39 protein-coding genes are annotated in these 24,538 nt (G+C 37.9%); all 39 read right to left on the bottom strand.

The window, feature by feature from the left end:
- Nucleotides 1-16 precede the first annotated feature (16 nt).
- The 39 genes from BCR24_RS14535 to rpsS all read right to left on the bottom strand — a co-directional run bounded on the left by BCR24_RS14535 (nucleotide 17) and on the right by rpsS (nucleotide 24,525).
- Entirely contained in the window at nucleotides 17-781 is a 765-nt protein-coding gene (locus BCR24_RS14535) for a class I SAM-dependent methyltransferase (protein WP_069641249.1), read from the bottom strand.
- A gap of 91 nt (nucleotides 782-872) precedes the next feature.
- Nucleotides 873-1,721 carry an urease accessory protein UreD gene (locus tag BCR24_RS14530; RefSeq protein ID WP_069641213.1) on the bottom strand — a complete coding sequence of 283 codons (849 nt, stop codon included), beginning with the start codon at nucleotides 1,719-1,721 and terminating at the stop codon, nucleotides 873-875.
- 1 nt (nucleotide 1,722) lies between these two features.
- A complete protein-coding gene (gene ureG / locus BCR24_RS14525; protein ID WP_069641212.1) occupies nucleotides 1,723-2,334 on the bottom strand; it encodes an urease accessory protein UreG in 612 nt (203 codons plus the stop codon).
- A gap of 14 nt (nucleotides 2,335-2,348) precedes the next feature.
- The gene (locus BCR24_RS14520; RefSeq protein ID WP_069641211.1) at nucleotides 2,349-3,053 is read right to left on the bottom strand and encodes an urease accessory protein UreF; all 705 of its coding nucleotides are present in this window, start codon (nucleotides 3,051-3,053) and stop codon (nucleotides 2,349-2,351) included.
- Nucleotides 3,043-3,498 carry an urease accessory protein UreE gene (locus BCR24_RS14515; protein WP_069641210.1) on the bottom strand — a complete coding sequence of 152 codons (456 nt, stop codon included), beginning with the start codon at nucleotides 3,496-3,498 and terminating at the stop codon, nucleotides 3,043-3,045. Before BCR24_RS14515 ends, BCR24_RS14520 begins: the two co-directional genes overlap by 11 nt.
- 146 nt (nucleotides 3,499-3,644) lie before the next feature.
- Nucleotides 3,645-5,366: an urease subunit alpha gene (gene ureC, locus BCR24_RS14510; RefSeq protein WP_069641209.1), complete on the bottom strand. Its 1,722-nt coding sequence runs from the start codon at nucleotides 5,364-5,366 to the stop codon at nucleotides 3,645-3,647.
- Nucleotides 5,367-5,384: 18 nt separating this feature from the next.
- Entirely contained in the window at nucleotides 5,385-5,711 is a 327-nt protein-coding gene (locus tag BCR24_RS14505; protein WP_069641208.1) for an urease subunit beta, read from the bottom strand.
- A 35-nt stretch (nucleotides 5,712-5,746) separates the two neighbouring features.
- Nucleotides 5,747-6,049 (bottom strand): urease subunit gamma, encoded by a 303-nt coding sequence (locus BCR24_RS14500; RefSeq protein ID WP_069641207.1) that lies wholly within the window; start codon nucleotides 6,047-6,049, stop codon nucleotides 5,747-5,749.
- A 21-nt stretch (nucleotides 6,050-6,070) separates the two neighbouring features.
- Nucleotides 6,071-6,589 carry an AmiS/UreI family transporter gene (locus tag BCR24_RS14495; RefSeq protein ID WP_069641206.1) on the bottom strand — a complete coding sequence of 173 codons (519 nt, stop codon included), beginning with the start codon at nucleotides 6,587-6,589 and terminating at the stop codon, nucleotides 6,071-6,073.
- 450 nt (nucleotides 6,590-7,039) lie between these two features.
- Entirely contained in the window at nucleotides 7,040-7,786 is a 747-nt protein-coding gene (gene truA / locus BCR24_RS14490) for a tRNA pseudouridine(38-40) synthase TruA (protein ID WP_069641205.1), read from the bottom strand.
- Nucleotides 7,787-7,805: 19 nt separating this feature from the next.
- On the bottom strand, nucleotides 7,806-8,603 hold the full coding sequence (locus BCR24_RS14485; protein WP_069641204.1) for an energy-coupling factor transporter transmembrane component T family protein: 798 nt from the start codon (nucleotides 8,601-8,603) through the stop codon (nucleotides 7,806-7,808).
- Complete coding sequence (locus BCR24_RS14480; protein WP_069641203.1) at nucleotides 8,600-9,469, bottom strand: energy-coupling factor ABC transporter ATP-binding protein; 870 nt, start codon at nucleotides 9,467-9,469, stop codon at nucleotides 8,600-8,602. Before BCR24_RS14480 ends, BCR24_RS14485 begins: the two co-directional genes overlap by 4 nt.
- Nucleotides 9,445-10,284: an energy-coupling factor ABC transporter ATP-binding protein gene (locus BCR24_RS14475; RefSeq protein WP_069641202.1), complete on the bottom strand. Its 840-nt coding sequence runs from the start codon at nucleotides 10,282-10,284 to the stop codon at nucleotides 9,445-9,447. The genes BCR24_RS14480 and BCR24_RS14475 overlap by 25 nt, the downstream gene beginning before the upstream one ends.
- 228 nt (nucleotides 10,285-10,512) lie before the next feature.
- Nucleotides 10,513-11,682 carry a M20 family metallopeptidase gene (locus BCR24_RS14470; RefSeq protein ID WP_069641201.1) on the bottom strand — a complete coding sequence of 390 codons (1,170 nt, stop codon included), beginning with the start codon at nucleotides 11,680-11,682 and terminating at the stop codon, nucleotides 10,513-10,515.
- Nucleotides 11,683-11,697: 15 nt separating this feature from the next.
- Entirely contained in the window at nucleotides 11,698-12,900 is a 1,203-nt protein-coding gene (locus BCR24_RS14465) for a hypothetical protein (RefSeq protein ID WP_069641200.1), read from the bottom strand.
- A 289-nt stretch (nucleotides 12,901-13,189) separates the two neighbouring features.
- Nucleotides 13,190-13,573 carry a 50S ribosomal protein L17 gene (gene rplQ / locus BCR24_RS14460; RefSeq protein ID WP_069641199.1) on the bottom strand — a complete coding sequence of 128 codons (384 nt, stop codon included), beginning with the start codon at nucleotides 13,571-13,573 and terminating at the stop codon, nucleotides 13,190-13,192.
- A 27-nt stretch (nucleotides 13,574-13,600) separates the two neighbouring features.
- Complete coding sequence (locus BCR24_RS14455) at nucleotides 13,601-14,539, bottom strand: DNA-directed RNA polymerase subunit alpha (RefSeq protein ID WP_069641198.1); 939 nt, start codon at nucleotides 14,537-14,539, stop codon at nucleotides 13,601-13,603.
- 80 nt (nucleotides 14,540-14,619) lie between these two features.
- Nucleotides 14,620-15,009 (bottom strand): 30S ribosomal protein S11, encoded by a 390-nt coding sequence (gene rpsK / locus BCR24_RS14450; RefSeq protein ID WP_010761668.1) that lies wholly within the window; start codon nucleotides 15,007-15,009, stop codon nucleotides 14,620-14,622.
- 27 nt (nucleotides 15,010-15,036) lie between these two features.
- On the bottom strand, nucleotides 15,037-15,402 hold the full coding sequence (gene rpsM / locus BCR24_RS14445; RefSeq protein WP_010766211.1) for a 30S ribosomal protein S13: 366 nt from the start codon (nucleotides 15,400-15,402) through the stop codon (nucleotides 15,037-15,039).
- Between the two features lie 18 nt (nucleotides 15,403-15,420).
- Entirely contained in the window at nucleotides 15,421-15,537 is a 117-nt protein-coding gene (gene rpmJ, locus BCR24_RS14440) for a 50S ribosomal protein L36 (protein ID WP_002288710.1), read from the bottom strand.
- A gap of 32 nt (nucleotides 15,538-15,569) precedes the next feature.
- Nucleotides 15,570-15,788, bottom strand: coding sequence for a translation initiation factor IF-1 (gene infA / locus BCR24_RS14435; RefSeq protein WP_002356224.1), 219 nt, complete (start codon nucleotides 15,786-15,788; stop codon nucleotides 15,570-15,572).
- Between the two features lie 194 nt (nucleotides 15,789-15,982).
- On the bottom strand, nucleotides 15,983-16,633 hold the full coding sequence (locus BCR24_RS14430) for an adenylate kinase (protein WP_069641197.1): 651 nt from the start codon (nucleotides 16,631-16,633) through the stop codon (nucleotides 15,983-15,985).
- Nucleotides 16,634-16,717: 84 nt separating this feature from the next.
- Nucleotides 16,718-18,016 carry a preprotein translocase subunit SecY gene (gene secY, locus BCR24_RS14425; RefSeq protein WP_069641196.1) on the bottom strand — a complete coding sequence of 433 codons (1,299 nt, stop codon included), beginning with the start codon at nucleotides 18,014-18,016 and terminating at the stop codon, nucleotides 16,718-16,720.
- Nucleotides 18,016-18,459: a 50S ribosomal protein L15 gene (rplO, locus tag BCR24_RS14420; RefSeq protein ID WP_010761672.1), complete on the bottom strand. Its 444-nt coding sequence runs from the start codon at nucleotides 18,457-18,459 to the stop codon at nucleotides 18,016-18,018. The genes secY and rplO overlap by 1 nt, the downstream gene beginning before the upstream one ends.
- Before the next feature lie 36 nt (nucleotides 18,460-18,495).
- Entirely contained in the window at nucleotides 18,496-18,675 is a 180-nt protein-coding gene (rpmD, locus tag BCR24_RS14415) for a 50S ribosomal protein L30 (RefSeq protein ID WP_010761673.1), read from the bottom strand.
- A 13-nt stretch (nucleotides 18,676-18,688) separates the two neighbouring features.
- On the bottom strand, nucleotides 18,689-19,189 hold the full coding sequence (gene rpsE, locus BCR24_RS14410; RefSeq protein WP_010761674.1) for a 30S ribosomal protein S5: 501 nt from the start codon (nucleotides 19,187-19,189) through the stop codon (nucleotides 18,689-18,691).
- 20 nt (nucleotides 19,190-19,209) lie between these two features.
- The gene (gene rplR, locus BCR24_RS14405) at nucleotides 19,210-19,566 is read right to left on the bottom strand and encodes a 50S ribosomal protein L18 (protein WP_010761675.1); all 357 of its coding nucleotides are present in this window, start codon (nucleotides 19,564-19,566) and stop codon (nucleotides 19,210-19,212) included.
- Between the two features lie 96 nt (nucleotides 19,567-19,662).
- Nucleotides 19,663-20,199, bottom strand: a complete 537-nt coding sequence (gene rplF / locus BCR24_RS14400; protein ID WP_010761676.1) for a 50S ribosomal protein L6 — start codon at nucleotides 20,197-20,199, stop codon at nucleotides 19,663-19,665.
- Nucleotides 20,200-20,230: 31 nt separating this feature from the next.
- On the bottom strand, nucleotides 20,231-20,629 hold the full coding sequence (gene rpsH, locus BCR24_RS14395; RefSeq protein ID WP_010761677.1) for a 30S ribosomal protein S8: 399 nt from the start codon (nucleotides 20,627-20,629) through the stop codon (nucleotides 20,231-20,233).
- Between the two features lie 35 nt (nucleotides 20,630-20,664).
- Nucleotides 20,665-20,850, bottom strand: a complete 186-nt coding sequence (locus BCR24_RS14390) for a type Z 30S ribosomal protein S14 (RefSeq protein ID WP_002356214.1) — start codon at nucleotides 20,848-20,850, stop codon at nucleotides 20,665-20,667.
- Between the two features lie 18 nt (nucleotides 20,851-20,868).
- Nucleotides 20,869-21,408 (bottom strand): 50S ribosomal protein L5, encoded by a 540-nt coding sequence (rplE, locus tag BCR24_RS14385; RefSeq protein WP_069641195.1) that lies wholly within the window; start codon nucleotides 21,406-21,408, stop codon nucleotides 20,869-20,871.
- A gap of 26 nt (nucleotides 21,409-21,434) precedes the next feature.
- Complete coding sequence (gene rplX / locus BCR24_RS14380) at nucleotides 21,435-21,743, bottom strand: 50S ribosomal protein L24 (protein ID WP_010761679.1); 309 nt, start codon at nucleotides 21,741-21,743, stop codon at nucleotides 21,435-21,437.
- A 34-nt stretch (nucleotides 21,744-21,777) separates the two neighbouring features.
- Nucleotides 21,778-22,146 (bottom strand): 50S ribosomal protein L14, encoded by a 369-nt coding sequence (gene rplN / locus BCR24_RS14375; protein ID WP_010761680.1) that lies wholly within the window; start codon nucleotides 22,144-22,146, stop codon nucleotides 21,778-21,780.
- A 59-nt stretch (nucleotides 22,147-22,205) separates the two neighbouring features.
- Nucleotides 22,206-22,472 (bottom strand): 30S ribosomal protein S17, encoded by a 267-nt coding sequence (gene rpsQ, locus BCR24_RS14370; RefSeq protein ID WP_010761681.1) that lies wholly within the window; start codon nucleotides 22,470-22,472, stop codon nucleotides 22,206-22,208.
- 23 nt (nucleotides 22,473-22,495) lie between these two features.
- The gene (gene rpmC, locus BCR24_RS14365) at nucleotides 22,496-22,684 is read right to left on the bottom strand and encodes a 50S ribosomal protein L29 (protein WP_010761682.1); all 189 of its coding nucleotides are present in this window, start codon (nucleotides 22,682-22,684) and stop codon (nucleotides 22,496-22,498) included.
- Complete coding sequence (rplP, locus tag BCR24_RS14360; RefSeq protein ID WP_002356208.1) at nucleotides 22,674-23,108, bottom strand: 50S ribosomal protein L16; 435 nt, start codon at nucleotides 23,106-23,108, stop codon at nucleotides 22,674-22,676. The genes rpmC and rplP overlap by 11 nt, the downstream gene beginning before the upstream one ends.
- A gap of 2 nt (nucleotides 23,109-23,110) precedes the next feature.
- Nucleotides 23,111-23,767 carry a 30S ribosomal protein S3 gene (gene rpsC / locus BCR24_RS14355; RefSeq protein WP_010766221.1) on the bottom strand — a complete coding sequence of 219 codons (657 nt, stop codon included), beginning with the start codon at nucleotides 23,765-23,767 and terminating at the stop codon, nucleotides 23,111-23,113.
- 110 nt (nucleotides 23,768-23,877) lie between these two features.
- On the bottom strand, nucleotides 23,878-24,225 hold the full coding sequence (gene rplV / locus BCR24_RS14350) for a 50S ribosomal protein L22 (RefSeq protein WP_010761685.1): 348 nt from the start codon (nucleotides 24,223-24,225) through the stop codon (nucleotides 23,878-23,880).
- A gap of 21 nt (nucleotides 24,226-24,246) precedes the next feature.
- On the bottom strand, nucleotides 24,247-24,525 hold the full coding sequence (gene rpsS, locus BCR24_RS14345) for a 30S ribosomal protein S19 (protein WP_010761686.1): 279 nt from the start codon (nucleotides 24,523-24,525) through the stop codon (nucleotides 24,247-24,249).
- Between the last annotated feature and the right edge of the window lie 13 nt (nucleotides 24,526-24,538).

Below are 24,538 nucleotides of genomic sequence, written 5' to 3'. Positions count from 1 at the left end.
TCATCTCCTTTGCTATTTATTTTGTTGCTTCTATTAGGAATATAGGGGAAAACAAGAAATTAATTTTTTGAATATCACTTAGTAATTGATCATTCATATTCTCATGAATTGTAATAGATTGGAATCCACACTCTTTCAATACCTTCTTATCCCATATAGGACGGGTAATTTTTGATAAAGGCATTTCTTTAGCTAAGTCTTCCATCCAATCAATGTCTGTCCCTTCATAATAATCTTTAACAGCCATCTCTTGCGTCAATTCTCGATTTTTTTCATATTTCTCCCGAAGCGTTTCATCGTAAAGATATTTGTACCAATTTGAATCAAAATTTAGTAAGATTCCTCCTGGTTTTAATACTCGATACCATTCTTTATATGCTTCCTTTGGATTTTCTAGGTTCCAAGTGACATTTCTTGTGACAATTGCATCGAAGTGTGCTGTATCAAATGTCAACTTATGGGCATCCATCAATGTCCATTCGATTTTTTCAACGAGATCACCCGCATTCAACTTTGCTTGAATCAACATTTCTTCTGTCATATCGATTGACGTCACTTCAAAGCCTTTTTCAGCAAGCAATATGGAGAGAAAACCAGGACCAGTACCTATATCAAGAATTTTTTTAACTGGGTTTTCGTTTGCATTAAAAGCACTAAGGATGACATTCTGCCATAATGCTTTTGGTTCTCCCAGTAATTCTTCATGATGCTGTTGTCCATAGGTTTCAGATCTCTTTGACCAGTAATCAATAATTTCATTTTTAAATGTCTTCTTAGCCATTTCCACACTAATTTCCCCTTTTTACTACATAACAGAACAATGCCTCGCCATTTCTTACTAAAAAGTTCGTAAAAAATCTTCATCTTGTCCATTAATTCTGGATGTAGTTGTCATTTTTACTAAGAATCAATTCAGGATAATGAAGCTGTTCTATTCGAAAATGATTGAGTGCTTGCATCAGGATATAGCGATTTTCTTCTCCACTTTTCCCCAGCGCTCGAAGCACAAAACCAGGTTTTTCTAAACTTGAAATGCCAAAATTGACAGTTGTTTCAATTTCATTTAATTTCTTTCTAATTGTTTCAATAACCTCTTTTGTACAAGAAGGACTGATAATTATCAACGTATTATAATTCAAGCCGTCTTCAAAATAACCTAGTGCAGACATATCATTTTTCAATGGCTCTGATAGTAAATGGTCATTGTAGATTAATTCTTCATCCATATATATACTTGTTTTCATCTGTAATTCAGCGTATTGAAACGGTTGCTCATCAGCAGACCAGCCCGCTGTTACACCATCCATTAAAATTAGCGTTGCATTTTCTTTCATCTGAACGATTGTTTCTTGTTTGTAAATTGAATTTTTATAAGGAATTACTTCATCTGTTAAATATTCAAATGTGCTATTTTCTTCTAAAACCAGCTGTGTTTTTTGTGTTGTTTGTATTTTATTATCACATTTGTATACGTAAGTTGGTGCTTGAGTTGTCACGATAGCATGCGCTTCTTTGGCTACCGTAACATCCAGTTCATATTTCTCTCCCTCAAGGAAACCCCCACCCGTACTAATAAAGAAGTAATATGGTGTTTTCTCATTCGCTAATGGAATATTCGAGGACACGCGAGAATTGCCCTCATGATAAATTCTAGACGCAATGGTTCGGTTATTACGATTGGTAAATGCCATTTCAATAAGTCCGTCTGTATCTTGCCTCATATTATAATCCTTCTAGTAAAACATTTTTACGGATCCATTCATTTACGGCTGCTACCCCTTCTTGATCCTTTAAGTTAGTAAATAAAAAAGTATTATCTTCTCGAAAAACTTCGGTGTCTTTTTTCATGACATCTAAATCAGCACCAACATACGGAGCCAAATCGATTTTATTGATGATAAATAAATCACTCTTGATCATTCCTTGACCTGCTTTTCTAGGAATTTTTTCTCCTTGGGCCACATCAATAATATAAATAGAGGAATCGACTAATTCTGGACTAAACGTTGCGGCTAAATTATCCCCACCACTTTCCAAAAAAATTACATCTAAATCTTCAAATCGTTCTTCTAATTGTTCAATAGCTGCAAAATTCATTGATGCATCTTCACGAATTGCTGTGTGTGGACATCCTCCAGTTTCTACACCGATAATACGATCTTCACTTAAAACAGAGTTATCACATAAGAATTTTGCATCTTCTTTTGTATAGATATCATTGGTTATTACTGCAACGTTCAAATCCTCATTCATTTGTCTAACTAAACGTTCAATAAGTAATGTTTTCCCTGATCCAACGGGTCCACCGACACCAATTATTACTGTTTTTTTCATCTGTTATTTCCTCCCTATGACATAAAAAGTCTGAATACTTGTGTTTCATGGTTAATTTGTGACAATTCGATTCCAGGTACATTGGCTCCTAAATAAGATGTGTCCAATTGCTTCATTTCTGCTACTATCTCTTCTAGAAGTGGGATTGTTCTTTGTAGAATTAATTGTCCGCTTTTTTGCCCTAGAGGGACTGCTCTGACAGCATTTTGAATCATCGTAGAATTTATACTATAGCCATAAAGTAAGATTGCTTCATCTGCGTCCAGTCCTTTATAATGAGCAAAAATAGCAAAAACAATCGCTGGATTTCCATAAACAGTAGCCTTTTTGATTTGTTGCTTATAATCATCTAGTAATGGAATATCATGTAAAGTTTGAACTAGGTCAATCATTTGCTTCGCAATCATTTTTGTCCCATTTCTTGTTTCAGCTGCTTGTGAGGAACATGTAATGATTTTATCGTATTCCCAAATTACTTCTATTTTTTCTTCTTCCAAAGCTTTAAAACAAAGATTTATAAGTAACCCTTCACCGTATTTAAATTGTGTTTTTAGATACGTATCTAACCAAATTTCAAAATCATCTGCATTCGTTATTTTATCTGTTCTCAAATAATTTTCCATACCAAAGGAATGATTGAATGTCCCAATAGGAAAAGTGGAATCGCAGACTTGTACAACATCTAAAAAATTTTCAAACCTTTTTACATTAATGTTCATGCGACAAGTCCACATGTTTCAAAGCTTTTTTCAACTTGATTTTTTTAATCTCGTAGTCTATGTCCTTTTTATTTAAAAGATCAACTACAGTTGGATCTACTTCTAAAACAATTTTCCCGTCTTCTACAACAACAGGTTTATGTGTATTTCCAAGTAAGTGAGCAATTTCACCCATTTCATCCATCGTTGACGGTTTAATGATAATCATTTCTTCAGAGCGTACCGCAATGACTAAAATGTTATGGTCATCGACAAAAAAGATAGAACCATTACGCAACGCTTCACTTTCACTTGTTAATCGAATACCATAATCGTTGCCATGATCTGTGGTTACCCTTAAAATTCTTTTGTTTAAATCATCACTGTTTAATCTAACAGTTTCAACATGATATTTCGTAATATCATCGATTTCATCAAGATTTGAATCAATAGCTGTCAAAATCATATTCTTCCTCCTGTAATAACATATTGATAATTTAACAGAACAAAAGTGGCATTAGCTTCCTTAAAATTTCTTCTAAATGTATATAGATATCATTTTTTTAAAAGAATTTTTGATAGCTTGCCACTTTTGTCCCAGCATTTTTCTGTTTAGAATAGGTAATATCTTTGGCTTAACGCCACAGTGTCGACGGGATCACAAGTAATCAATTCGTCATCAATCTTCACATCAAATGTATGAGGGTCAACGGTAATCGTTTTTGGACTGAAATTATTTAATTTCATGTCTCGCTTGGTTAAATTTCTTGTATTATGAACAGGTAAAACTACTTTTTCAAGTCCAATGTTTTCCTTGATTCCATGATCGTATGCAAACTGTGAAACGAATGTAATATTTGTGGCAGTCACAGCCTTGCCGCATGCCCCAAAGAGATCTCTCATTAGACGAGGTTGTGGTGTAGGTAGACTTGAACTTGCATCTCCCATCACACCATAACTAATCATGCCCATTTTTAAAACCATTTTGGGTTTTGCTCCAAACTTCGCTGGTTCCCAAATGACTAAATCAGCATATTTGCCTACTTCAACGGATCCGATATAATCTGATACACCGTTTGTGATGGCTGGATTTATTGTGTATTTCGCAATATATCGTTTGATCCGATTATTATCGTTAAATTCACTATCACCATCTAAAGGTCCACGTTGTTTTTTCATTTTATCTGCCAACTGCCAACAACGCATTGCAACTTCACCAACACGTCCCATAGCCATTGCATCAGAAGTCATAATACTTAGTGCACCCATATCATGTAAAACATCTTCTGCTGCAATCGTTTGTTTACGTACACGAGATTCTGCAAATGACACGTCTTCTGGTAATTTCGGATCCAAGTTATGACAAACCATGACCATATCAAATAGTTCACTGATTTCATTGATCGTATAAGGATTTGTTGGATTCGTTGATGAAGGCAACACATTATCGTGCCCCGCTACTACCATGATATCTGGTGCGTGTCCACCACCTGCACCTTCAGTATGGAATGTATGCACTGTTCGTCCTTGAAAAGCATCTAACGTATTTTGAACGAATCCCCCTTCATTAAGCGAATCAGTATGAACCGCAAATTGAACATCATATTGATCAGCAGCTTTCAGTGAATTATCAATTCCAGCAGCAGTTGCGCCCCAATCTTCATGGTTTTTTATCGCCATGGCACCTGCTTCAATTTGTTCTGCTATCGTTTCAGGTACAGCACCCGCACCTTTTGCCATAACACCAATGTTGATCGGTAAGTTTTCGGCTGACTGAAGCATTCGTTCGATATGCCATTTACCAGGTGATGTAGTCGCTGAATTTGTTCCATCAGCTGGACCTGTTCCCCCACCGAATAATGTTGTAATGCCATTATCAAGTCCCGCTTGTGCTAAACCTGGTGAAATAAAATGAACATGAATATCCAATCCACCCGCTGTTACGATTAGACCCTCAGCAGAAATTGCTTCCGTACTAGCACCAACGACAAAGTCTATGTCATCCATATTATCTGGATTTCCGCCTTTACCAATGGCGATGATCTTACCATCGCGGATCCCTATATCCGCTTTAATAATTCCTGTATAGTCAATGATTGTTGCATTGGTGATAATTGTATCTACAACCAGTGGATTTGCTGCACGAGTTTCTGTAGCGCTTTGCCCCATGCCATCTCTCAAAACTTTTCCTCCACCAAACTTGCTTTCTTCACCGTGAATCGTATAATCCTTTTCAATTGCTGCAAATAAATCCGTATCTCCTAATCGAACACTATCCCCGACTATTGGGCCAAACATTTGCGCGTATTTACTTCTATCCATTTTAAAGCTCATATTTTTCCCTCTTTTCAGCTATTTTGTGCGGTCATCATCTAAAAAACCATTTATTTTATCATTGAAACCATAAATACGGCGTTTTCCACCTACGTCAATCAAATTCACTTTACGGGTTTCACCTGGTTCAAAACGGATTGCAGTACCTGCAGGTATATCTAGACGTTTGCCTCTTGCTTTTTCACGATCAAATTTCAAGCCTTCTTCGTTTGCTTCATAGAAGTGAAAATGTGACCCCACCTGAACAGCTCGATCACCAACATTTTTCACCTCTAAAGTGATGGCATCATACCCTTCATTACATACAACTGGCTCTTTTGCTAACTTATATTCTCCTGGAATCATAACTTTTCCTCCTTCATCGAATCATTAAAATGAATTTATTGGATTGGATCATGAACGGTAACTAACTTTGTTCCATCTGGAAATGTTGCTTCTACTTGAATCATTGGAATCATTTCTGAAATACCTTCCATGACATCTTCTTTTGTTAAAAGATTTCTACCCTCGTTCATTAATTCAGAAACTGTTTTTCCTTCACGTGCGCCTTCTAAAATCAAATCCGTAATCAAAGCGACACTTTCTGGATGATTCAACTTTATTTTTTTGTCTTTTCTGCGTTGGGCAATCATTGCTGCCAAGCTGATCATCATTTTTTCTTGTTCTCTTGTTGTTAATTGCATAATAAATGCTCCCTTCTCATTTTATTTTGGCCATAAATCAAGTAGCATTAAGAATCCAGGAATCCAAGCAGTAATGATTCCTTCCCCTACCGATAGATAACCCACAAATTTCCCCAGATTTTTTCCGAGTGTATTTTCAAGAAATCCTGTAAACCAAAGAATTCCCCAGAGAAACCAAATTATTCCGTATAACGTATTTCCGCCATACCCATAAAAACATAATATTCCTGCTGGAATCGCGTTGATTGCTACAAATAAACTGAACCAGCCATAAAGCTTCTGATCTAAATCAAACATTGAATTAATTGCTGTATAGAGATACGTAAACGCAAATAATAAACCAGTCGCACTGGCATAAAACCACGATGAATCTTTATTCGCTACTATCCCGTAAGAAAGAGCTACCAGGTTTAAAAGTAAACTTAATCCACCTGTAAATAGATTCATCACCACGACTGATTTATCTTGTGTTCCTTGTAATCGGTAAAGACCATTGCTTATTAACACCATTCCTACATACAATAAAATAACACCAAGCATTTTTATCCTCCTATCTTCATTCAAATACGTTATTTATTAATTTATATACTATTTCTATACAATATACGTATAAAAGATTGTTTTATGGAAGCTTTGAAATGAGTAATCTATCAAAATGAGTAATTTTCCGATAAACCCCAACTAAATTTACTGACTTAAAAATAACTTTATAACGATTTATTATATTCTACAAAAATTAAACTAGCTTGGTACACAAGCATTTAGCCCTAAAAAAAAGGAATTATTCTGCTCCATCGATCATTCATTCCCAATCGATTTTATGAATTATATCTTACTCCTGTATACTGAAATATACAAATATTTTTCACGTTTTTAAATTTTTTTAAGAATTAATATAAAATAAAAAAGTAGAGTTGCTACAACTTCTTGAGTTATAGCTACTCTACTTTTTTATAAAACGTTTGGTTATTTTACTCATAAAAAACTTATTCATTCATATTTCACTTCAACCAAATACAGCCCTTCTGGATGTGCAGTTGGTCCAGCTAAATTCCGATCTTTAGCGGCAATGATTTCAGGAATTCTTGTTTCATCCATTCGACCATTTCCCATTTTAAGAAGTGTTCCTACCAATATTCGGATCATCTTATACAAAAAACCATCTCCACGAAATGTAAAAACCAGTTCGTCTCCCGCTTCATTGATTTCAAGTCTTGCTTCATGAATCGTTCGAACTTTGTCCTCAATCTCGGTACCAGAAGCACAAAATGACGTAAAATCATGCGTTCCAACTAAATCAGTCAATGCTCTTCGAATCTTTTTAATATCCACTTCATAAGGAAAGTAGCTAGCGTAGAATCGTTTAAACGGACTTCTTGGTTTCCCGATATCTACCCGAAATTGATAAATCTTCTCAACAACATGATAACGAGCATGGAAATCATCTGGTACGATTTCTACACTTTTAACAGCGATATCTTCAGGTGTTTGAGTATCTAGAGCATAACGCATTTTTTCCAAATCTCTCGTCTGTGGATAATCAAAATGAATCACTTGTCCAGCGGCGTGAACCCCTGCATCTGTCCGACCAGAACCAAAAATCGTGATCGTTTTGCCGTTATTCATTTTTCTCAATGTCTTTTCAAGCTCTTCTTGGACAGTACGTCCATTTGGTTGAGCTTGAAAACCATTAAAATTTGTTCCGTCATACGCAATTATTGCTTTATAGCGTGGCATTTCTTTTCCACCTTTACTTCTAACTTCTCATAAAAATCAGCATTACAGTTAAGACTGCAAATACCAACATAACAGCTGTATCTGTTACCTGCCAATGAAGAATCCGATATTTTGTCCGGCCGTCCCCACCTTGGTAGCCACGTGCTTCCATCGCAGTTGCTAAATCTTCTGCTCGATTAAAACTACTCACAAATAACGGAATCAACAGCGGTACCACAGCTTTCATTTTTTGAATCAGGTTCCCTTCGCCAAAATCCACTCCACGAGCCCGTTGTGCATTCATGATCTTCTCTGTTTCATCCATCAAAGTTGGCACAAAACGCAACGCGATCGATAACATCAATGACACTTCATGCACAGGAAAACGAACTACCTTTAATGGACGCAATAAATATTCGATTGCATCTGAGAGGTCCAGAGGCGGTGTTGTCAATGTAAGTAATGTAGACATAAAGATAATCAACACAAACCGACAGAAAATAAATAATCCGTTGGTCACACCAAATTCAGTGATTGTAAAAATTCCCCACTTAAAGTAAACTTCTCCTCCTTGGGTAAACAACATCTGTAACGCAACCGTGAACAGAATCAACCAAATCAGCGGTTTGATTCCTCGAATAAAGAAACGGATATTCACTTTGGATAGAAAAATTGCAAATAATGTAAAAATAGCTAAAATACCATATGTCTGCCAATTGTTCGCCAAAAAGATGATCCCAATAAAATAAAAGCTAGCAATCAATTTTGCGCGTGGGTCCATCCTATGAATAAAAGAATCTCCTGGAATATAGCGACCAAAAATCAATTTATTCATCATCCGTCTTCACCAGCCTTTTTCATGCCCTTTAATAAATCATCAGCCAGTGTTTCTGCCGTCAGAGGTAAGTCTTCAAAAGAGAGCCCTTTGGCAATTAATTTCTCTGCAAAAGTTGCAGCTGTTGGTACGCCTAATTGTTTTTCTTTCAACCAGTCGATATCTTGAAAGACCTCTTGAGGTGCACCTGCCTTCACGATTCTGCCTTTTTCTAATACTAAGACATGGTCTGCGTAGTTAGCTACATCATCCATTAAATGCGTCACTAAAACGATTGTCATGCCACGTTCTTCATGCAAACGCTGAAACATCTCCATCATTTCTTTACGTCCTTGCGGATCAAGTCCAGCTGTCGGTTCATCCAAAACGAGTACTTCTGGCTCCATCGCTAAAACACCAGCAATTGCCACACGTCGCATCTGACCACCAGAAAGTTCAAAAGGAGAACGGTCTAAAAAACTAGCGTCCAGTCCAACTAAATCAAGCATTTCAGCCGCTAATCTTGCAGCTTCTTCTCCTGCCACACCAAAATTCTTAGGCCCAAAAGCGATATCTTTCGCCACTGTTTCTTCGAATAATTGAGCTTCTGGAAACTGAAAAACAATACCGACTTTTTTACGTATCGGTTTTAAATTTTTATTATTTGTCTCAGGTACAATCGTTCGATCACCGATCGTCACAGTCCCTTTTGTCGGTTTTACCAAGGCATTTAAATGCTGTAGTAAGGTTGATTTTCCACTACCAGTATGCCCTACGATTGCAGTATAAGAACCGTCTTCTAATGTTAAATTTAAATCGAATAATGCTCGCTGTTCGAAGGGTGTGTTAGGTTGGTAGGTAAAATCTACTTGTTCAAAACGGATGTCCATAACCAATCCACCATCCTTTCTTCAGTCAAGTATTCGTTTGGTACATCGACTCCACGTTGCTTTAAGGCAATTTTTAATTTTTCTGGAAATGGTAGGTCTAAGCCCATCTGGATCAATTCAGTTCCAGCAGAGAAAATCTTCTCAGGTGTCCCTTCGCTGACTAACTTTCCTTGTTTCATTACTAAAATTCGATTAGCATTAGCTGCTTCATCAATATCATGCGTAATTGAAATCACAGTCAAATTACTTTCTTCTTTGATTTTTTTGATCGTCGCTATCACTTCATCACGACCTTCAGGATCCAACATACTAGTCGCTTCATCTAGAATAATAATATCAGGACGTAAAGCAACTACACCTGCAATTGCTACACGTTGCTTTTGTCCTCCTGATAACCTAGCAGGTTCACGTGTCGCAAAAGAGGCCATGCGTACTTTTTCTAAAGCATCTTTGACTCTTAAAACCATTTCTTCACGAAGAATTCCTTGATTTTCTAAGCCAAAGGCAACATCATCTTCTACTGTTGAGCCGACAAATTGGTTATCTGGATTTTGAAAGACCATTCCGACCATTTTGCGAATATCCCAGACATTCGTTTCATTTAATTCTTTACCACCGACGTTAATTGTGCCAGAAGCAGGTAATAATAGCCCATTGATCGTTTTTGCCAATGTTGATTTTCCTGACCCATTGTGCCCAATAATCGCAATCCACTCACCTTGTTGGATGGAAAAAGATACATCTTTCAAAGCGGGAGAAGCATCTTCAGGTTGATAGTTAAAATCGATATTTTTTAATTCAATTATCGGTTGCATCGCGTACTCCCTCAATTATTTAGTCTTACTAACACTAACAAAAAATCAGTGTTTTTTCAATCATCTTTTCTTTGCACTATTTTCTATTATAACAAATTAAGGGCTAATATGTGAATTCATATCTGTCAAGACAGTATTTTTTTAACGATTATTTTTTGTGCAACTAAACAAATAAGGATAGAAAAACTAAAAATCAGTCTTTTCTATCCTTGTACGTCAACTCATTGACTATTTATTTAAATATTCAAAAGCATATTGCGCATACAATTCTGCGCCAATCTCCATCGCATCTTCATCAACATTAAAACGACCATGATGATGGGCCCATTGGGTGTCTTTTTCTGGATTTCCACAACCAACTAAGGCAAAACATCCTGGTGTATTTTCAGTGAAGTAACTAAAATCCTCTCCACCAGTAGTCGGTGGTTCTTGGATTAGTGCAGCTTCACCAAAGTTTTCGGCGATAATACTTTGAGCAAATAATGCATCTTCTTCATCATTGACCACTGGAATCGTTCCATGATCATAATCAATGACAGCTGTGCCTCCGTACATCGCCGCAGTTTGCTCTGCATAGCGTTTTAGTGCTTTTTCCACACGATCACGCGTCTCAATGCTAAAACAACGTACAGTCCCCTCTAAACGAGCATTTTCAGCAATTACATTAAAACGAGTCCCTACATCCATTTTTCCTACTGTTACGACAACAGGATCTAGCGGATTAGTTTCTCTGGAAACCACTGTCTGTACATTCATCACAAAAGAAGAAGCCATTACAGCAGCATCTATACAAGCATCCGGCATTGCGCCATGTCCACCGCGTCCTTTGAAATCAATTGAAAAAATATCCGCTGAAGCAAATGATGAGCCGACAACACAAGAAGCTGTTCCAGAAAGCATTTGTGACCAGATATGCATCCCAAAAACATCGTCCACACCTTCCACTGCTCCTTGAGCGACCATAGCTTTAGCTCCTAGGGCATTTTCCTCTGAAGGCTGAAAAATAAACCGAACTGTTCCTTTGATTTTTGGCTGCACTTCTTTTAATGCTTTCGCTGCAGTCAAAAGCATTGCCGTATGTGCATCGTGACCACAGGCATGCATTTTGCCATCTTCTAAGGATTTGTAAGAAATTCCTTCTGACAATTCTTGTACAGGTAAAGCATCCATATCTGCTCGCAAAGCCACTGTTTTTCCAGGTTGACCGCCAACTAGTTCTGCAATAATTCCTGTAGGTTCAGTCTTACGATAGGGAATTCCAATTTTATCTAATGTTTCAGCAACTTTTTCAGTTGTTCTAAATTCTTCAAATTGCAATTCTGGATGTTGATGTAAATCTCTTCTAAAATCGATCATTTCTTCTTTATACTTTTGAACCAACGCTTTTAATTCGTTCATTTTATTCCCTCATTTCTATAAACTCAATAAAATACTTGAAAAGATCCCGGCAAGGACAACTGACACGATCGTAACGGTTATAAATCCTGCAACTAACATTGGCGGCATCATATGACTGGTCAATGCTTCTTTTTCCTTTTTATCTTCAGTTAATGACTGAATGACTTCATTGGTAATAATGTAATCTGCAGGAAAGCCATATAAGGCTGTCAATGACACAGCAAATGCCATTTCTTTACTAACACCTAATAATTTTCCTACGATTGCTGAAAAGATATACATGCCGATCACCCCAATAATGATGATCCCGACCATGGGTAAGAATAATTCTTCTAGCATCTCTGGTGTCGCTTTTTTTAATCCATCAAAGATAAATAACATTAATCCTAAAATTGCAAAACCAAAACTATTCGCTTTTTTCAACGGTTGCTTTTCTAAAAAACCTAACGATGAGGCGACAACACCGAAAAATAAACATAATACAAACGGACTGATCGATAGAAAGGGCGCACACCACACTGAGACATAATAAGCCAATGTAGCCACAATTGCTAAACGAAAGATCCGTGAATAATCCGTATGATATTTTTTGGGAATGCCTTTAAACAATTTGGGAAGATCTTCATCACTCTCTGAGCTCTCGCTTGTTTCTTGTTCATGCGTTGGAACCCATTCACCACTACGGTATTTTTCAAGCATTCGCTTGCCTTCTTTCTTCAACATGATGGACGTTAAAGGATACCCGGCAAAGCCTTGCATTACATAAATCAAAATAGCCAATACTGATAATGATGTCAAGCCGGCAGTTTGGGCTGCTTCTGACATAATCAAAGATGAAACAACGCCTCCTACTAGTGGAGGAACGGCTACTAAAACTGTTTTAAAATCAAAAACAACTGAACCTGCGGTTAATAATAAAACAACGATGCCTAAAATTCCTGAAAGTGTGATCACAATGGTTTTCCATTGGTTTACTAGCTCTTTAACAGATAATAAAGTTCCCATATTCGTAATCAGTAAATACATCAATAAAGTAGCGACGACTGGTGGTATTCCAGCGATTTCAACAATATTTTCTGGAAAAAAAGTCCAGTAACCAATAACAAATAATACTGCACAAACAAAAACAGATGAAATCCATGCTTTTGTTTTACTTGAAACAACATCTCCAATATACAAGATGCCCACCAATAACGTGAACGCGGTCATTTGTGCCATATTACTCCCCCTTTTGAAACTCCTAGTGTTTTGTCAGAAAATTCCGACTAATGAAAGTATACTAAACTTTGCATCGGGATGCAATAAAATAACAAAAATAAAAAATCTATCGTTTAAACACAAAAAAACCTGAGAAAAATTCTCAGGACAAAAAAATACACCTTATACTATGATGAGTGCTTCCCTGTCAAACCAAGTTCGACAGGGAAAGCGTTGAGCTAGACTAGGAGTCGCCTCCAACATCATAACACTCTAAAAGAATCATCTATAAAGTGACGGTATAGTTTGATTATTTAACAAATTCAATAATTACCATTGGTGCTGCATCTCCGCGTCTTGGTTCTGTCTTCAAGATACGAGTGTAACCACCTTGGCGTTCAGCATAACGAGGTGCAAGGTCATTGAATAACTTTTGTAAAGCTGATTCAACAACGATTTTTTCGTCTTCTTCACGAACGCTAGCAACTTCATTGCGTACAAAAGTAGCTGCTTGACGACGAGCATGAAGATCGCCACGTTTGCCTAAAGTAATCATTTTTTCTGTAGTTGAACGAATTTCTTTCGCACGAGACTCAGTCGTAACGATACGTTCATTGATAATTAAATCAGTAGTTAAGTCACGCAGCATTGCCTTACGTTGGCTTGATGTGCGTCCTAATTTACGATAACCCACGTTGGTTTTCCTCCTTCGTAAAAAGTATTAATCGTCTTTACGTAAGCCTAAACCTAAATCATGTAGTTTTAGTTTAACCTCTTCAAGAGATTTACGACCTAAATTACGTACTTTGATCATTTCTGGTTCAGATTTATTTGTAAGTTCCTGTACAGTATTAATACCTGCACGTTTTAAACAGTTATATGAACGAACAGACAAGTCTAGTTCTTCGATGGTCATTTCTAGCATTTTTTCTTTTTGTGTTTCTTCTTTTTCAACCATGATTTCAGCGTTTTTCGCTTCATCAGTAAGGTTAACAAAGATGTCTAAATGCTCCGTCATAATCTTAGCAGCTAAGCTAAGGGCTTCTTGAGGAATGATTGAACCATCAGTCCATATTTCCATTGTTAATTTGTCGAAGTCATCACGACGACCAACACGAGTGTTTTCTACTTGGTAGTTCACACGGCGAACTGGCGTATAGATGGAATCAACTGGGAGAACACCAATTGGCATATCTTCCTTTTTGTTTTCGTCTGCTTGAACATAGCCACGACCAGGTTTCACTGTTAAGCGAGCATGGAAAGTAGCTCCTTCAGAGACACTACAGATAATTAAATCTTTATTCAAGATCTCAACATCGCTGTCGACGATGATATCGCCAGCAGTTACTGTAGCAGGTCCTGTAATATCGATCTCAAGGGTTTTTTCTTCTTCTGCATAAAGCTTTAATGCTAAGCCTTTAATATTCAAAATAATTTGAGTTACGTCTTCTCTTACACCTTTAATGGTAGAGAATTCATGCAACACACCATCGATTTGAATATTGGTAATAGCAGCTCCTGGTAGAGAAGATAATAAAATACGACGTAGAGAATTGCCTAAAGTAGTCCCGTAACCTCTTTCCAGTGGTTCAACGACGAACTTGCCATAATCTCTATTCTCATCAATTTTTTCGATTCTTGTTTTTTCAAATTCAATCATTCTTATCTATACCCCTTTCAAAACGAAAAGTGTCTTGTTCAATGACGTTCTTAATTCAAACTCAGAATGAGTGGCACTCATTAAACACGACGGCGTTTTGGAGGGCGGCATCCATTATGAGGAACTGGAGTCACGTCACGAATTGCAGTCACTTCTAAACCTGTTGCTTGCAATGAACGAATCGCTGCTTCACGTCCAGAACCAGGTCCTTTAACTGTTACATCAACAGTTTTAAGTCCGTGTTCTTGTGCTGCTTTAGTTGCAGCTTCTGCGGCCATTTGAGCTGCAAACGGTGTTGATTTTTTGCTTCCTTTAAAACCTAATGAACCTGCAGATGACCATGCTAATGCATTACCATGACTGTCAGTGATCATTACAATTGTATTATTGAATGTAGAATGGATATGTGCAATCCCAGTTTCTATATTCTTTTTCACACGGCGTTTACGACTAACTTTTTTTGCTGCCATGAGGATCTAACCTCCTTCACTTAGGAATTATTTTTTCTTGCCTGCTACAGTACGAGCTGGGCCTTTACGAGTACGTGCATTATTTTTCGTGTTTTGTCCACGAGTTGGTAATCCACGACGGTGACGGATACCACGGTATGAACCGATTTCCATCAAACGTTTGATGTTTAAGTTCACTTCACGACGAAGATCACCTTCAATTTTTAACTTATCGATTTCCGCACGGATAGCATCTGTTTGTTCGTTTGTTAAGTCACGAACACGAATATCTTCAGATACGCCAACGTTTGCTAAAACTTTTTTAGCAGTAGTGTTACCAATACCAAAAATATAAGTAAGGGAAATCACTACACGTTTATCACGAGGGATGTCTACTCCTGCAATACGAGCCATTCTACGTTACACCTCCTATTATCCTTGACGTTGTTTATGTTTTGGATTTGCTGGGCAAATGACCATAACACGTCCTTTACGGCGAATTACTTTACAATGTTCACACATTGGTTTTACTGATGGTCTTACTTTCATGATAATACCTCCCTGAATTTTACGGAGTACAATTATTTAAAGCGATAAGTGATTCGACCACGAGTTAAATCATATGGAGATAACTCTACAGTCACTTTATCCCCAGGTAAAATTCGAATATAGTGCATACGGATCTTACCGGAAACAGTAGCAAGAACTTGGTGTCCATTTTCTAGTTCAACTTTAAACATTGCATTCGGCAAAGTTTCGACGACTGTACCTTCGACTTCAATCATATCTTCTTTAGCCACGCACAGTACCTCCTTGTACTTGTTTCGCATTTTCACACGATAAAATGGCGGAAACTTCAGCCCCCACCTAGAATTTTCAATTAAACTTCCACAAAAAGGTAGAAGTCGGACTGATACATTCTATCATAAATTTTTCTATTTGGCAAGAGAATCTGAATCAAACACAAATGGTAAGCTTGCGGCAATTCAAACAACTATTTTTTTTCAATGATTTCTTTCACTTCAGAAAAAACAGTATCGATCTCGCGATTCCCATCTATTGTATGCAATACGTTTTTAGCCTTGTAAAAGTCTAAAATTGGTGCACTACTTTTGATGTTGACAGCCAGACGGTTTTTGACCGTTTCGGGCTTATCATCTTCTCTTTGATAAAATTCATGTCCGCCGCAACGATCGCATGTTCCTTCTACGGTAGGAGGATTAAAGATTTTGTGATAGGTAGCTCCGCACGTTCGGCAGATAAACCGACCAGCTAAGCGTTCAACCAAAATTTCTTCTTCGACATGGATGTCGATGACAGCATCAATTTTTTTATTTAACTCTGTTAACATTTTATCTAAAGCTTCTGCTTGATCCAAAGTCCGTGGAAAACCATCTAATAAAAAACCTTTATCAGTATCTGGTTCTGCCAAACGTTCTTTGACGATTCCATTTGTTACATCGTCAGGAACCAAAGCACCTTTATCGATATAAGATTTCGCTTCTAAGCCAAGAGCAGTTTCGTTTTTCATCGCAGCACGGAACATATCTCCTGTAGAAATATGCGGAATACCATAAGTATCCACGATCTGTTCTGCTTGAGTACCTTTGCCTGCCCCAGGCAATCCCATTAAAATGAGGTTCATTTCATTTCCTCCTAATTTTAAAGGCTGGCTTTTGAAGCTAGCCCAATAAGAATGGTGCTGAGGATGATCCTCAACACACGACTCCTACTTATTGATAAAGCCAACATATTGACGTTTCAACATTAAACCTTCTAATTGTTTCGCTGTTTCTAAAGCAACACCAATCACAATCAGTAAGCTCGTTCCTCCTAGACCAATAGATTGCGGTAACTTCCAAATCATTTGTGCAATGATCGGCAGTAATGCCACTAAACCTAGGAATATAGAACCGACAACACTTAGTCTCATTAACATTCCAGAAATATATTCTTCTGTTCCTTTACCTGGTCGTACACTTGGAATATAGCTTCCTTGCTTTTGTAAGTTTTCCGCTAATTTCTCAGGGTTAACTTGAACAAACGCATAGAAGAAAGTGAAAGCGACGATCAGCACAGTATAAATAATCGCACCTGGAACGGTATTGTAACTAAAAATTTGTGTCATTACATCATACCAACCTTCACCAGCATAACTCTTAGAAAAGGCCTGTAAAACAGCATTCGGCGTTGCAATCAACGAGCTGGCAAAAATAACTGGGATAACACCGGCAGCATTTACTTTTAATGGTAAATAACTACTAGTTGGCGCTCCTGAAACACGTTTTGTATATTGGATCGGAATTTTTCGTTCTGCTTGCTGGAAAAAAGTTACCAAAGTAACAACAGCTAAAATTGCAATAATCAAGATTACAATAAAAATGACAGATTGCCAAATTCTAGAAGATTCGATGTTGATAAAGTAATCGTCAATGATTTCTTTGATTCCTTCAGGTAAACGAGAAATAATCCCCGCGAAGATAATCATTGAAACCCCATTACCGATACCTTTTTCAGTAATCTGTTCTCCTAACCAAGTAACAAACATTGTTCCGCCAGTTAAAATGACAGAGATCATCACAAAAGTGCTGATATTCGGATTTTTTACGATCCCAACTGAACTTAATTGTTGAAATCCAGCAGTAATCCCAATAGATTGAGCAATACCCAAGACAATCGTTAGATATCTTGTTGCTTGATTCAATTTCTTACGTCCAACTTCACCTTGCTTAGACCATTCTACAAACTTTGGAACGATATCCATTTGTAATAATTGGATGATGATCGATGCTGTAATGTATGGTGAAACCCCCATCGAGAAGATAGAGAAGTTTTGCATTGCACTACCACTGACCATATTCAACATATTTAAAAATGGTAAATTGCTTAAGTCTTGCAATCCTTTTGCATTTACGCCAGGTACAGTTATATGCGCACCTAAACGAAATACAAAAAGAATGAATACAGTAAACAAAATTTTTGATCTAATGTCTTTGACTTTAAAAGCGTCTTTTAACAGTTTAAACATTAGATCACCTCGATTGATCCACCAGCTGCAACAATTGCTTCTTCTGCTGCTTTAGAGAATTTAGCTGCTTTCACAGTTAATTTTTTAGTTGTTAATTCACCATTAGCAAGAACTTTGATTCCAGCTTTTTCGTTTTTCACGATTCCAGCTTCGATCAATCCAGCAGGTGTAACTTCAGTTCCATCTTCGAAACGATTTAAGACATCTAAGTTGATGACTGCATAATCTTTACGGTTGATGTTCGTGAAGCCGCGTTTTGGTAAACGACGGAATAATGGAGTTTGACCCCCTTCAAATCCAAGTCTTACACCACCGCCTGAACGAGCTTTTTGCCCTTTTTGTCCACGGCCGGCAGTTTTACCATTACCAGATGAAGTACCACGTCCAACACGGTTACGTACTTGGCGTGAACCTTCAGCAGGTTTCAATTCATGAAGTTTCATTGGTTTGGCACCTCCTTAACAATGTACTATTGTAAATTAAACTTCTTCAACGTCCACTAAATGTGACACAGTGTTGATCATACCTTTGATTGCTTCGTTCGCAGGTTTCACAACAGAGCTGTTTAGTTTACCTAAACCTAATGCTTTAACTGTATCTTTTTGGTTTTGAGGACGTCCGATAACGCTGCGTTTTAATGTAACTTTTAATTCAGCCATTATTTTGTCCTCCTTATCCTAAAATTTCTTCTACAGATTTACCGCGAAGTGCTGCCACTTCTTCGGCACGTTTTAATTGTTTTAACCCTTCAACTGTTGCGCGAACAACGTTGATTGGTGTGTTTGAACCTAATGATTTTGATGTAATATCTGCTACACCAGCTAATTCCAATACGGCACGAACTGGTCCACCAGCGGCTACCCCAGAACCTTCTACTGCAGGTTTCATAAGGATACGGCCACCACCGAATACCCCAATCACTTCGTGAGGGATACTAGAACCAACCATAGGTACTTCCACTAAGTTTTTCTTCGCGTCTTCGATTGCTTTACGGATTGCTTCTGGCACTTCTTGTGCTTTACCAGTCCCAAAGCCAACGTGACCGTTTTTATCTCCCACAACAACTAATGCTGCAAAGCGTAGACGACGTCCACCTTTAACAACTTTCGTTACACGGTTGATAGAAACCACGCGGTCTTCTAATTCCAAGTGTTTTGGATCAATATAAACCATGAATGGTGTTCCTCCTTCTCCTAAAATTCTAGTCCATTTTCACGCGCTGCTTCAGCTAAAGCTTGCACGCGGCCATGGTAAAGGTATCCACCACGGTCAAAGACTACTACTTTAACGCCTTTTTCAGCGGCACGTTCAGCGATTAATTTACCAACAGCTGCGGCTGTTTCTGTTTTGTTTCCACCTGAAATTTCTTTATCTAAGGCAGAGGCACTTGCTAGCGTTACACCCGCTACGTCATCAATGATTTGCGCGTAGATGTTTTTGTTAGAACGGAATACGTTCAAGCGTGGGCACTCAGCAGTACCAGAGATTTTGTTACGTACACGGCGATGTCTCTTTTGGCGTGTTTTGTTTTTATCTGGTTTTGTAATCACAATTGTCACCTCTTTATATTTGCTAGCTATTAAGCTGCGATAGACAACGGATCGTTATTTTTCAAACAGAGTTGAAAAATAACTCTCAAGCTGCTATTATTTACCAGTTTTACCTTCTTTACGGCGTACGAATTCGCCAACATAACGGATTCCTTTGCCTTTATAAGGTTCTGGAGGACGAGTACCACGAATATTTGCTGCTAATTCACCAACATGTTCTTTGTTAGCGCCTTTTACAACTACTTGTGTATTCGAAGGTACTTCTACAGTTACACCAGCTGGTGGTGTGATTTCTACTGGATGAGAATACCCAACGTTAAGAACTAATGTAGTCCCTTGCATTTGAGCACGGTACCCAACCCCGATAAGTTCAAGACCTTTTTCAAAGCCTGTACTTACTCCTACAACCATGTTATTGAAGTTCGCACGGGTTGTTCCGTGGATTGTTTTCATGTCTTTGCTATCATTTGGACGAGTGAATGTTACTTCATTTCCTTCGATATTCATTTTGATATCAGCAGAAAATTCACGTGTTAATTCACCTTTAGGTCCTTTTACAGTAATGTTGTTTCCTTCTTGCTTAACTTCGACGCCAGCAGGAAGTACAACGATTTTATTACCAATACGGCTCACTTAGAGACACCTCCTTGTGTGTTTTTTTAAATTACCATACGTAGGCGATTACTTCGCCGCCGATGTTTTTAGCTCTTGCTTCTTTATCAGTTACAACACCTTCAGAAGTAGAGATAATCGCGATTCCTAGACCATTTAATACTTTAGGTACTTCGTCAGATTTGACATAAGCACGTAAACCTGGTTTAGAGATACGTTTTAAGTTTGTGATAACACGTTCTTCGTTTTTACCGTATTTAAGGAAAACACGGATCACGCCTTGTTTGTCATCTTCGATATATTCTACATCGCGTACGAAACCTTCACGTTTCAAGATTTCAGCGATATCACGTTTGATTTTTGACGCAGGCACTTCCAAGCTTTCATGTTTAACCATGTTTGCATTACGAATGCGCGTTAGAAAATCTGCAATTGGATCTGTCATGACCATTGAACTATTTACCTCCTTTATGCGAGTTTACTTGTTTACCAGCTAGCTTTCTTCACGCCGGGAATTTGACCTTTATAGGCAAGTTCGCGGAAGCAAATACGGCAAAGATGAAATTTACGATAAACTGAATGTGGACGTCCGCAACGTTCACAACGAGTATACGCTTGTGTTGAATGTTTTGCAGGGCGTTTGTTTTTAGCAATCATTGATTTTTTAGCCACGTAGTTCGCCTCCTTTTATTATTTTTGGAATGGCATACCTAATTGTGTTAACAATTCACGAGATTCTTCATCTGTGTTTGCTGTCGTTACAATAACGATGTCCATACCGCGTACTTTATCTACTAAATCATAATCAACTTCTGGGAAGATTAATTGTTCTTTAACACCTAAAGTATAGTTACCACGTCCGTCAAAAGCTTTTTTGCTTACTCCGTGGAAGTCACGTACACGAGGTAGAGAAACAGATACTAATTTATCTAAAAATTCGTACATTCTTTCTCCGCGTAAAGTAACTTTCGCACCGATTGGCATGCCTTCACGTAAACGGAAACCAGCGATTGATTTCTTAGCTTTAGTGATTAGAGGTTTTTGACCTGTGATCAATGCTAATTCTTCAACTGCTTTATCTAAGTTTTTTGCGTTAGATACAGCGTCACCCACACCCATGTTAATAACGATCTTATCAACTTTTGGTGTTTGCATAACTGAATTATAATTAAATTTTTCCACTAATGCTGGAGTAATTTCTTTAATATATTTTTCTTTCAGGCGGTTCATTTAGTAAGCCCCTCCTTCCTTTTAATCTATTTATCTAAGACTTCACCGGTTTTTTTAGAAACACGGACTTTTTTACCATCGACTTCTTTGTAACCTACACGACCAGCTACACCTGTTCCGTCAATCACCATTACATTAGAAACATGAATCGGCGCTTCGACTTCTAGGATTCCGCCTTGCGGCGCTGCTTGATTTGGTTTTTGGTGTTTTTTCATGATGTTAACACCTTCAACGATGACTTTGTCTTTTTTAGGAAACGCTGCTAATACAACGCCTTCTTTATTTTTGTCTTTGCCAGTGATAATTTTCACTTTATCGCCTTTTTTAACAAACATTACTGTTTCGCACCTCCTTTGATACGTGTCCTGATTATAATACTTCTGGTGCTAGAGAAACGATCTTCATGAAGTTGTTTTCACGTAATTCACGTGCAACAGGACCGAAGATACGAGTTCCACGCGGGCTCTTATCATCACGAATAATTACAGCAGCATTTTCATCAAATTTAATGTATGAACCGTCTGTACGACGAGCTCCTGATTTAGTACGAACGATAACGGCTTTTACGACTTCACCTTTTTTGACAACCCCACCTGGCGTTGCATGTTTAACCGTAGCAACAATCACGTCACCAATATTAGCAGTTTTACGTCCAGAACCACCTAGTACTTTAATCGTTAAGATTTCACGAGCACCTGAGTTATCTGCGACTTTTAATCGGCTTTCTTGTTGGATCACGATGTGTATCCCCCTTTCAGATTTTATGTTTCAATCTATATAGGAAAATCTCGTTTTTATTAGATAATAACTGCTTCTTCGACTACCTCTAGTAAACGGAAACGTTTTGTAGCTGATAATGGACGAGTTTCCATGATTCTTACGATGTCTCCAACTTTTGCAGTGTTGTTTTCATCATGAGCTTTGTATTTCTTAGAATATTTCATACGTTTACCATAAATAGGATGGTTTTTCTTTGTTTCTACGACAACAGTGATAGTTTTATCCATCTTATCTGAAACAACACGACCTTGGTAAACTTTGCGTTGATTTCTTTCTTCAGTCATACGCGTTTGGCCTCCTTCCACTATTAGTTAGCTTGTTCACGCAATACTGTTTTGATGCGTGCAATCGATTGACGTACTTCTTGAATACGTGCAGTGTTTTCTAATTGACCTGTTGCTAGTTGGAATCTAAGATTAAATAATTCTTCTTTGAATTGCTTTTCTTTTTCAAGCATTTCGGCAGTGGTTAATTCTCTGATTTCTTTAACCTTCATTCGATTCACCACCCATTTCCTCACGTTTTACAATTTTGGTTTTCACCGGTAATTTGTGGGATGCAAGGCGAAGTGCTTCACGAGCTACTTCTTCAGGTACGCCTGCGATTTCAAACATGATTTTACCACGCTTAACTGGTGATACCCAGCCTTCAGGTGCCCCTTTACCTTTACCCATACGAACACCGATAGCTTTACTTGTATATGATTTATGAGGGAAAATTTTAATCCATACTTTCCCGCCACGTTTCATATAACGAGTCATAGCAATACGGGCAGCTTCGATTTGACGGTTAGTAATCCAGTGAGATTCAGTTGCTTGTAAACCCCATTCACCAAATGCTACTTCTTTTCCGCCTTTGGCTTCACCACGCATTTTACCTCTAAATTCACGACGGTGTTTTACACGTTTAGGTACTAACATGATTATTTCCCTCCTTTCTCAGTGTTTTTTTTCGTTGGAAGAATTTCTCCACGGTAAATCCACACTTTAACTCCTAATTTTCCGTAAGTTGTGTCTGCTTCTTCCCATGCGTAATCAATATCAGCACGCAAAGTGTGAAGTGGAACTGTACCTTCAGAGTAACCTTCTGAACGAGCGATATCAGCACCGTTTAAACGACCTGATACTTGTGTTTTGATTCCTTTAGCGCCTGAACGCATAGTGCGTTGGATCGCTTGTTTTTGAGCACGACGGAAAGCAACACGGTTTTCTAATTGACGTGCAATTCCTTCGCCTACTAATTTTGCATCTAAATCTGGTTTTTTGATTTCAATGATGTTGATATGAACTCTTTTACCAGTTAGTGAATTCAATGATTTTCTTAGGTTTTCGACTTCAGATCCGCCTTTACCGATAACCATACCTGGTTTAGCTGTGTGGATTGAAATATTCACACGATTTGCAGCGCGCTCGATCTCAATTGTAGACACAGCGGCATCAGCAAGTTTTGTCGCGATAAATTTACGGATTCTTAAATCTTCGTGTAAGAACTCAGCATACTCTTTTTCAGCATACCATTTTGCATCCCAGTCGCGGATGATGCCTACACGCATTCCAATTGGATGTACTTTTTGACCCACTGATTGTCCCTCCTCTTAATCTTTTAAGGTTCGGCAGCCACTATTTCAAAATGCTAAAGCATTAAGAATAATGGTCCTCCTCTTATCAAGTGACATCTGTTTAAAACAGATTATTTTTCTGATACTACTACTGTAAGATGACTTGTACGTTTGTTAATTGGTGATGCTGAACCTTTTGCACGTGGACGGAAGCGTTTCATTGTTGGTCCTTCGTTGACAAATGCTTCAGATACTACTAAGTTTTCAACGTCTAAGTCAAAGTTATTTTCTGCGTTAGCAACTGCTGACATTAAAACTTTTTCAATAATTCCAGCAGATTTGTTTGGCATGAATTTCAAGATAGAAATTGCATCCGCAACGCTTTTACCTCTGATAAGATCGATTACTAAACGGGCTTTACGAGGTGAAGTGCGAACTGTTTTAGCAGTTGCCTTAGCTGATGTAATTTGTTCTGACATTTGCATTTCCTCCCCTCAAAATTAACGTCTAGTTTTCTTATCGTCGGCTCCGTGGCCACGATAAGTTCTAGTTGGTGCAAATTCACCTAATTTATGTCCTACCATATCTTCTTGGATATATACTGGAACGTGTTTACGTCCATCATATACGGCAATTGTAAATCCAACGAATGTTGGAAAAATTGTAGAACGGCGAGACCAAGTTTTAATTACTTTCTTCTTTTCGGCACCTTGTTGAGCTTCAACTTTTTTCATTAAATGCTCATCAGCGAAAGGTCCTTTTTTCAAACTACGACCCATGGTGAACCTCCTC

Origin of the sequence: Enterococcus ureilyticus (assembly GCF_001730315.1) — a bacterium.
In the GTDB taxonomy this organism is placed as follows: Bacteria; Bacillota; Bacilli; order Lactobacillales; family Enterococcaceae; genus Enterococcus_L; species Enterococcus_L ureilyticus.
Note: the sequence above shows the minus strand (reverse complement) of the source record. Positions and strands in the feature narration are given on the sequence as shown.

What these genes read in the sequence shown, in the direction of transcription:
- ureC (WP_069641209.1), bottom strand. Translation starts at nt 5,366, where the DNA reads ATGAGCTTTAAAATGGATAGAAGTAAATACGCGCAAATGTTTGGCCCA.
- rplV (WP_010761685.1), bottom strand. Translation starts at nt 24,225, where the DNA reads ATGTCAGAACAAATTACATCAGCTAAGGCAACTGCTAAAACAGTTCGC.
- BCR24_RS14430 (WP_069641197.1), bottom strand. Translation starts at nt 16,633, where the DNA reads ATGAACCTCATTTTAATGGGATTGCCTGGGGCAGGCAAAGGTACTCAA.
- rpsK (WP_010761668.1), bottom strand. Translation starts at nt 15,009, where the DNA reads ATGGCAGCAAAAAAAGTTAGTCGTAAACGCCGTGTGAAAAAGAATATA.
- BCR24_RS14495 (WP_069641206.1), bottom strand. Translation starts at nt 6,589, where the DNA reads ATGCTTGGTGTTATTTTATTGTATGTAGGAATGGTGTTAATAAGCAAT.
- BCR24_RS14515 (WP_069641210.1), bottom strand. Translation starts at nt 3,498, where the DNA reads ATGATTTTGACAGCTATTGATTCAAATCTTGATGAAATCGATGATATT.
- BCR24_RS14535 (WP_069641249.1), bottom strand. Translation starts at nt 781, where the DNA reads ATGGCTAAGAAGACATTTAAAAATGAAATTATTGATTACTGGTCAAAG.
- secY (WP_069641196.1), bottom strand. Translation starts at nt 18,016, where the DNA reads ATGTTTAAACTGTTAAAAGACGCTTTTAAAGTCAAAGACATTAGATCA.
- rpmJ (WP_002288710.1), bottom strand. Translation starts at nt 15,537, where the DNA reads ATGAAAGTAAGACCATCAGTAAAACCAATGTGTGAACATTGTAAAGTA.
- rpsH (WP_010761677.1), bottom strand. Translation starts at nt 20,629, where the DNA reads ATGGTCATGACAGATCCAATTGCAGATTTTCTAACGCGCATTCGTAAT.
- rplO (WP_010761672.1), bottom strand. Translation starts at nt 18,459, where the DNA reads ATGAAACTTCATGAATTGAAACCTGCTGAAGGTTCACGCCAAGTACGT.
- rplP (WP_002356208.1), bottom strand. Translation starts at nt 23,108, where the DNA reads ATGTTAGTACCTAAACGTGTAAAACACCGTCGTGAATTTAGAGGTAAA.
- rplE (WP_069641195.1), bottom strand. Translation starts at nt 21,408, where the DNA reads ATGAACCGCCTGAAAGAAAAATATATTAAAGAAATTACTCCAGCATTA.
- BCR24_RS14470 (WP_069641201.1), bottom strand. Translation starts at nt 11,682, where the DNA reads ATGAACGAATTAAAAGCGTTGGTTCAAAAGTATAAAGAAGAAATGATC.
- rpmD (WP_010761673.1), bottom strand. Translation starts at nt 18,675, where the DNA reads ATGGCTGAATTAAAAGTTACATTAAAACGCAGCGTTATCGGACGTCCT.
- BCR24_RS14505 (WP_069641208.1), bottom strand. Translation starts at nt 5,711, where the DNA reads ATGATTCCAGGAGAATATAAGTTAGCAAAAGAGCCAGTTGTATGTAAT.
- BCR24_RS14500 (WP_069641207.1), bottom strand. Translation starts at nt 6,049, where the DNA reads ATGCAATTAACAACAAGAGAACAAGAAAAAATGATGATCAGCTTGGCA.
- BCR24_RS14475 (WP_069641202.1), bottom strand. Translation starts at nt 10,284, where the DNA reads ATGCAACCGATAATTGAATTAAAAAATATCGATTTTAACTATCAACCT.
- BCR24_RS14465 (WP_069641200.1), bottom strand. Translation starts at nt 12,900, where the DNA reads ATGGCACAAATGACCGCGTTCACGTTATTGGTGGGCATCTTGTATATT.
- rpsS (WP_010761686.1), bottom strand. Translation starts at nt 24,525, where the DNA reads ATGGGTCGTAGTTTGAAAAAAGGACCTTTCGCTGATGAGCATTTAATG.
- BCR24_RS14455 (WP_069641198.1), bottom strand. Translation starts at nt 14,539, where the DNA reads ATGATTGAATTTGAAAAAACAAGAATCGAAAAAATTGATGAGAATAGA.
- truA (WP_069641205.1), bottom strand. Translation starts at nt 7,786, where the DNA reads ATGCCACGCTATAAAGCAATAATTGCGTATGACGGAACAAATTTTAAT.
- rpmC (WP_010761682.1), bottom strand. Translation starts at nt 22,684, where the DNA reads ATGAAGGTTAAAGAAATCAGAGAATTAACCACTGCCGAAATGCTTGAA.
- rplX (WP_010761679.1), bottom strand. Translation starts at nt 21,743, where the DNA reads ATGTTTGTTAAAAAAGGCGATAAAGTGAAAATTATCACTGGCAAAGAC.
- BCR24_RS14485 (WP_069641204.1), bottom strand. Translation starts at nt 8,603, where the DNA reads ATGATGAATAAATTGATTTTTGGTCGCTATATTCCAGGAGATTCTTTT.
- ureG (WP_069641212.1), bottom strand. Translation starts at nt 2,334, where the DNA reads ATGAAAAAAACAGTAATAATTGGTGTCGGTGGACCCGTTGGATCAGGG.
- BCR24_RS14520 (WP_069641211.1), bottom strand. Translation starts at nt 3,053, where the DNA reads ATGAACATTAATGTAAAAAGGTTTGAAAATTTTTTAGATGTTGTACAA.
- rpsQ (WP_010761681.1), bottom strand. Translation starts at nt 22,472, where the DNA reads ATGACTGAAGAAAGAAATCAACGCAAAGTTTACCAAGGTCGTGTTGTT.
- rpsM (WP_010766211.1), bottom strand. Translation starts at nt 15,402, where the DNA reads ATGGCTCGTATTGCAGGAGTAGACATCCCTCGTGATAAACGTGTAGTG.
- BCR24_RS14530 (WP_069641213.1), bottom strand. Translation starts at nt 1,721, where the DNA reads ATGAGGCAAGATACAGACGGACTTATTGAAATGGCATTTACCAATCGT.
- rpsE (WP_010761674.1), bottom strand. Translation starts at nt 19,189, where the DNA reads ATGGTTTATATTGATCCAAAACACTTGGAATTAGAAGACCGCGTGGTT.
- BCR24_RS14480 (WP_069641203.1), bottom strand. Translation starts at nt 9,469, where the DNA reads ATGGACATCCGTTTTGAACAAGTAGATTTTACCTACCAACCTAACACA.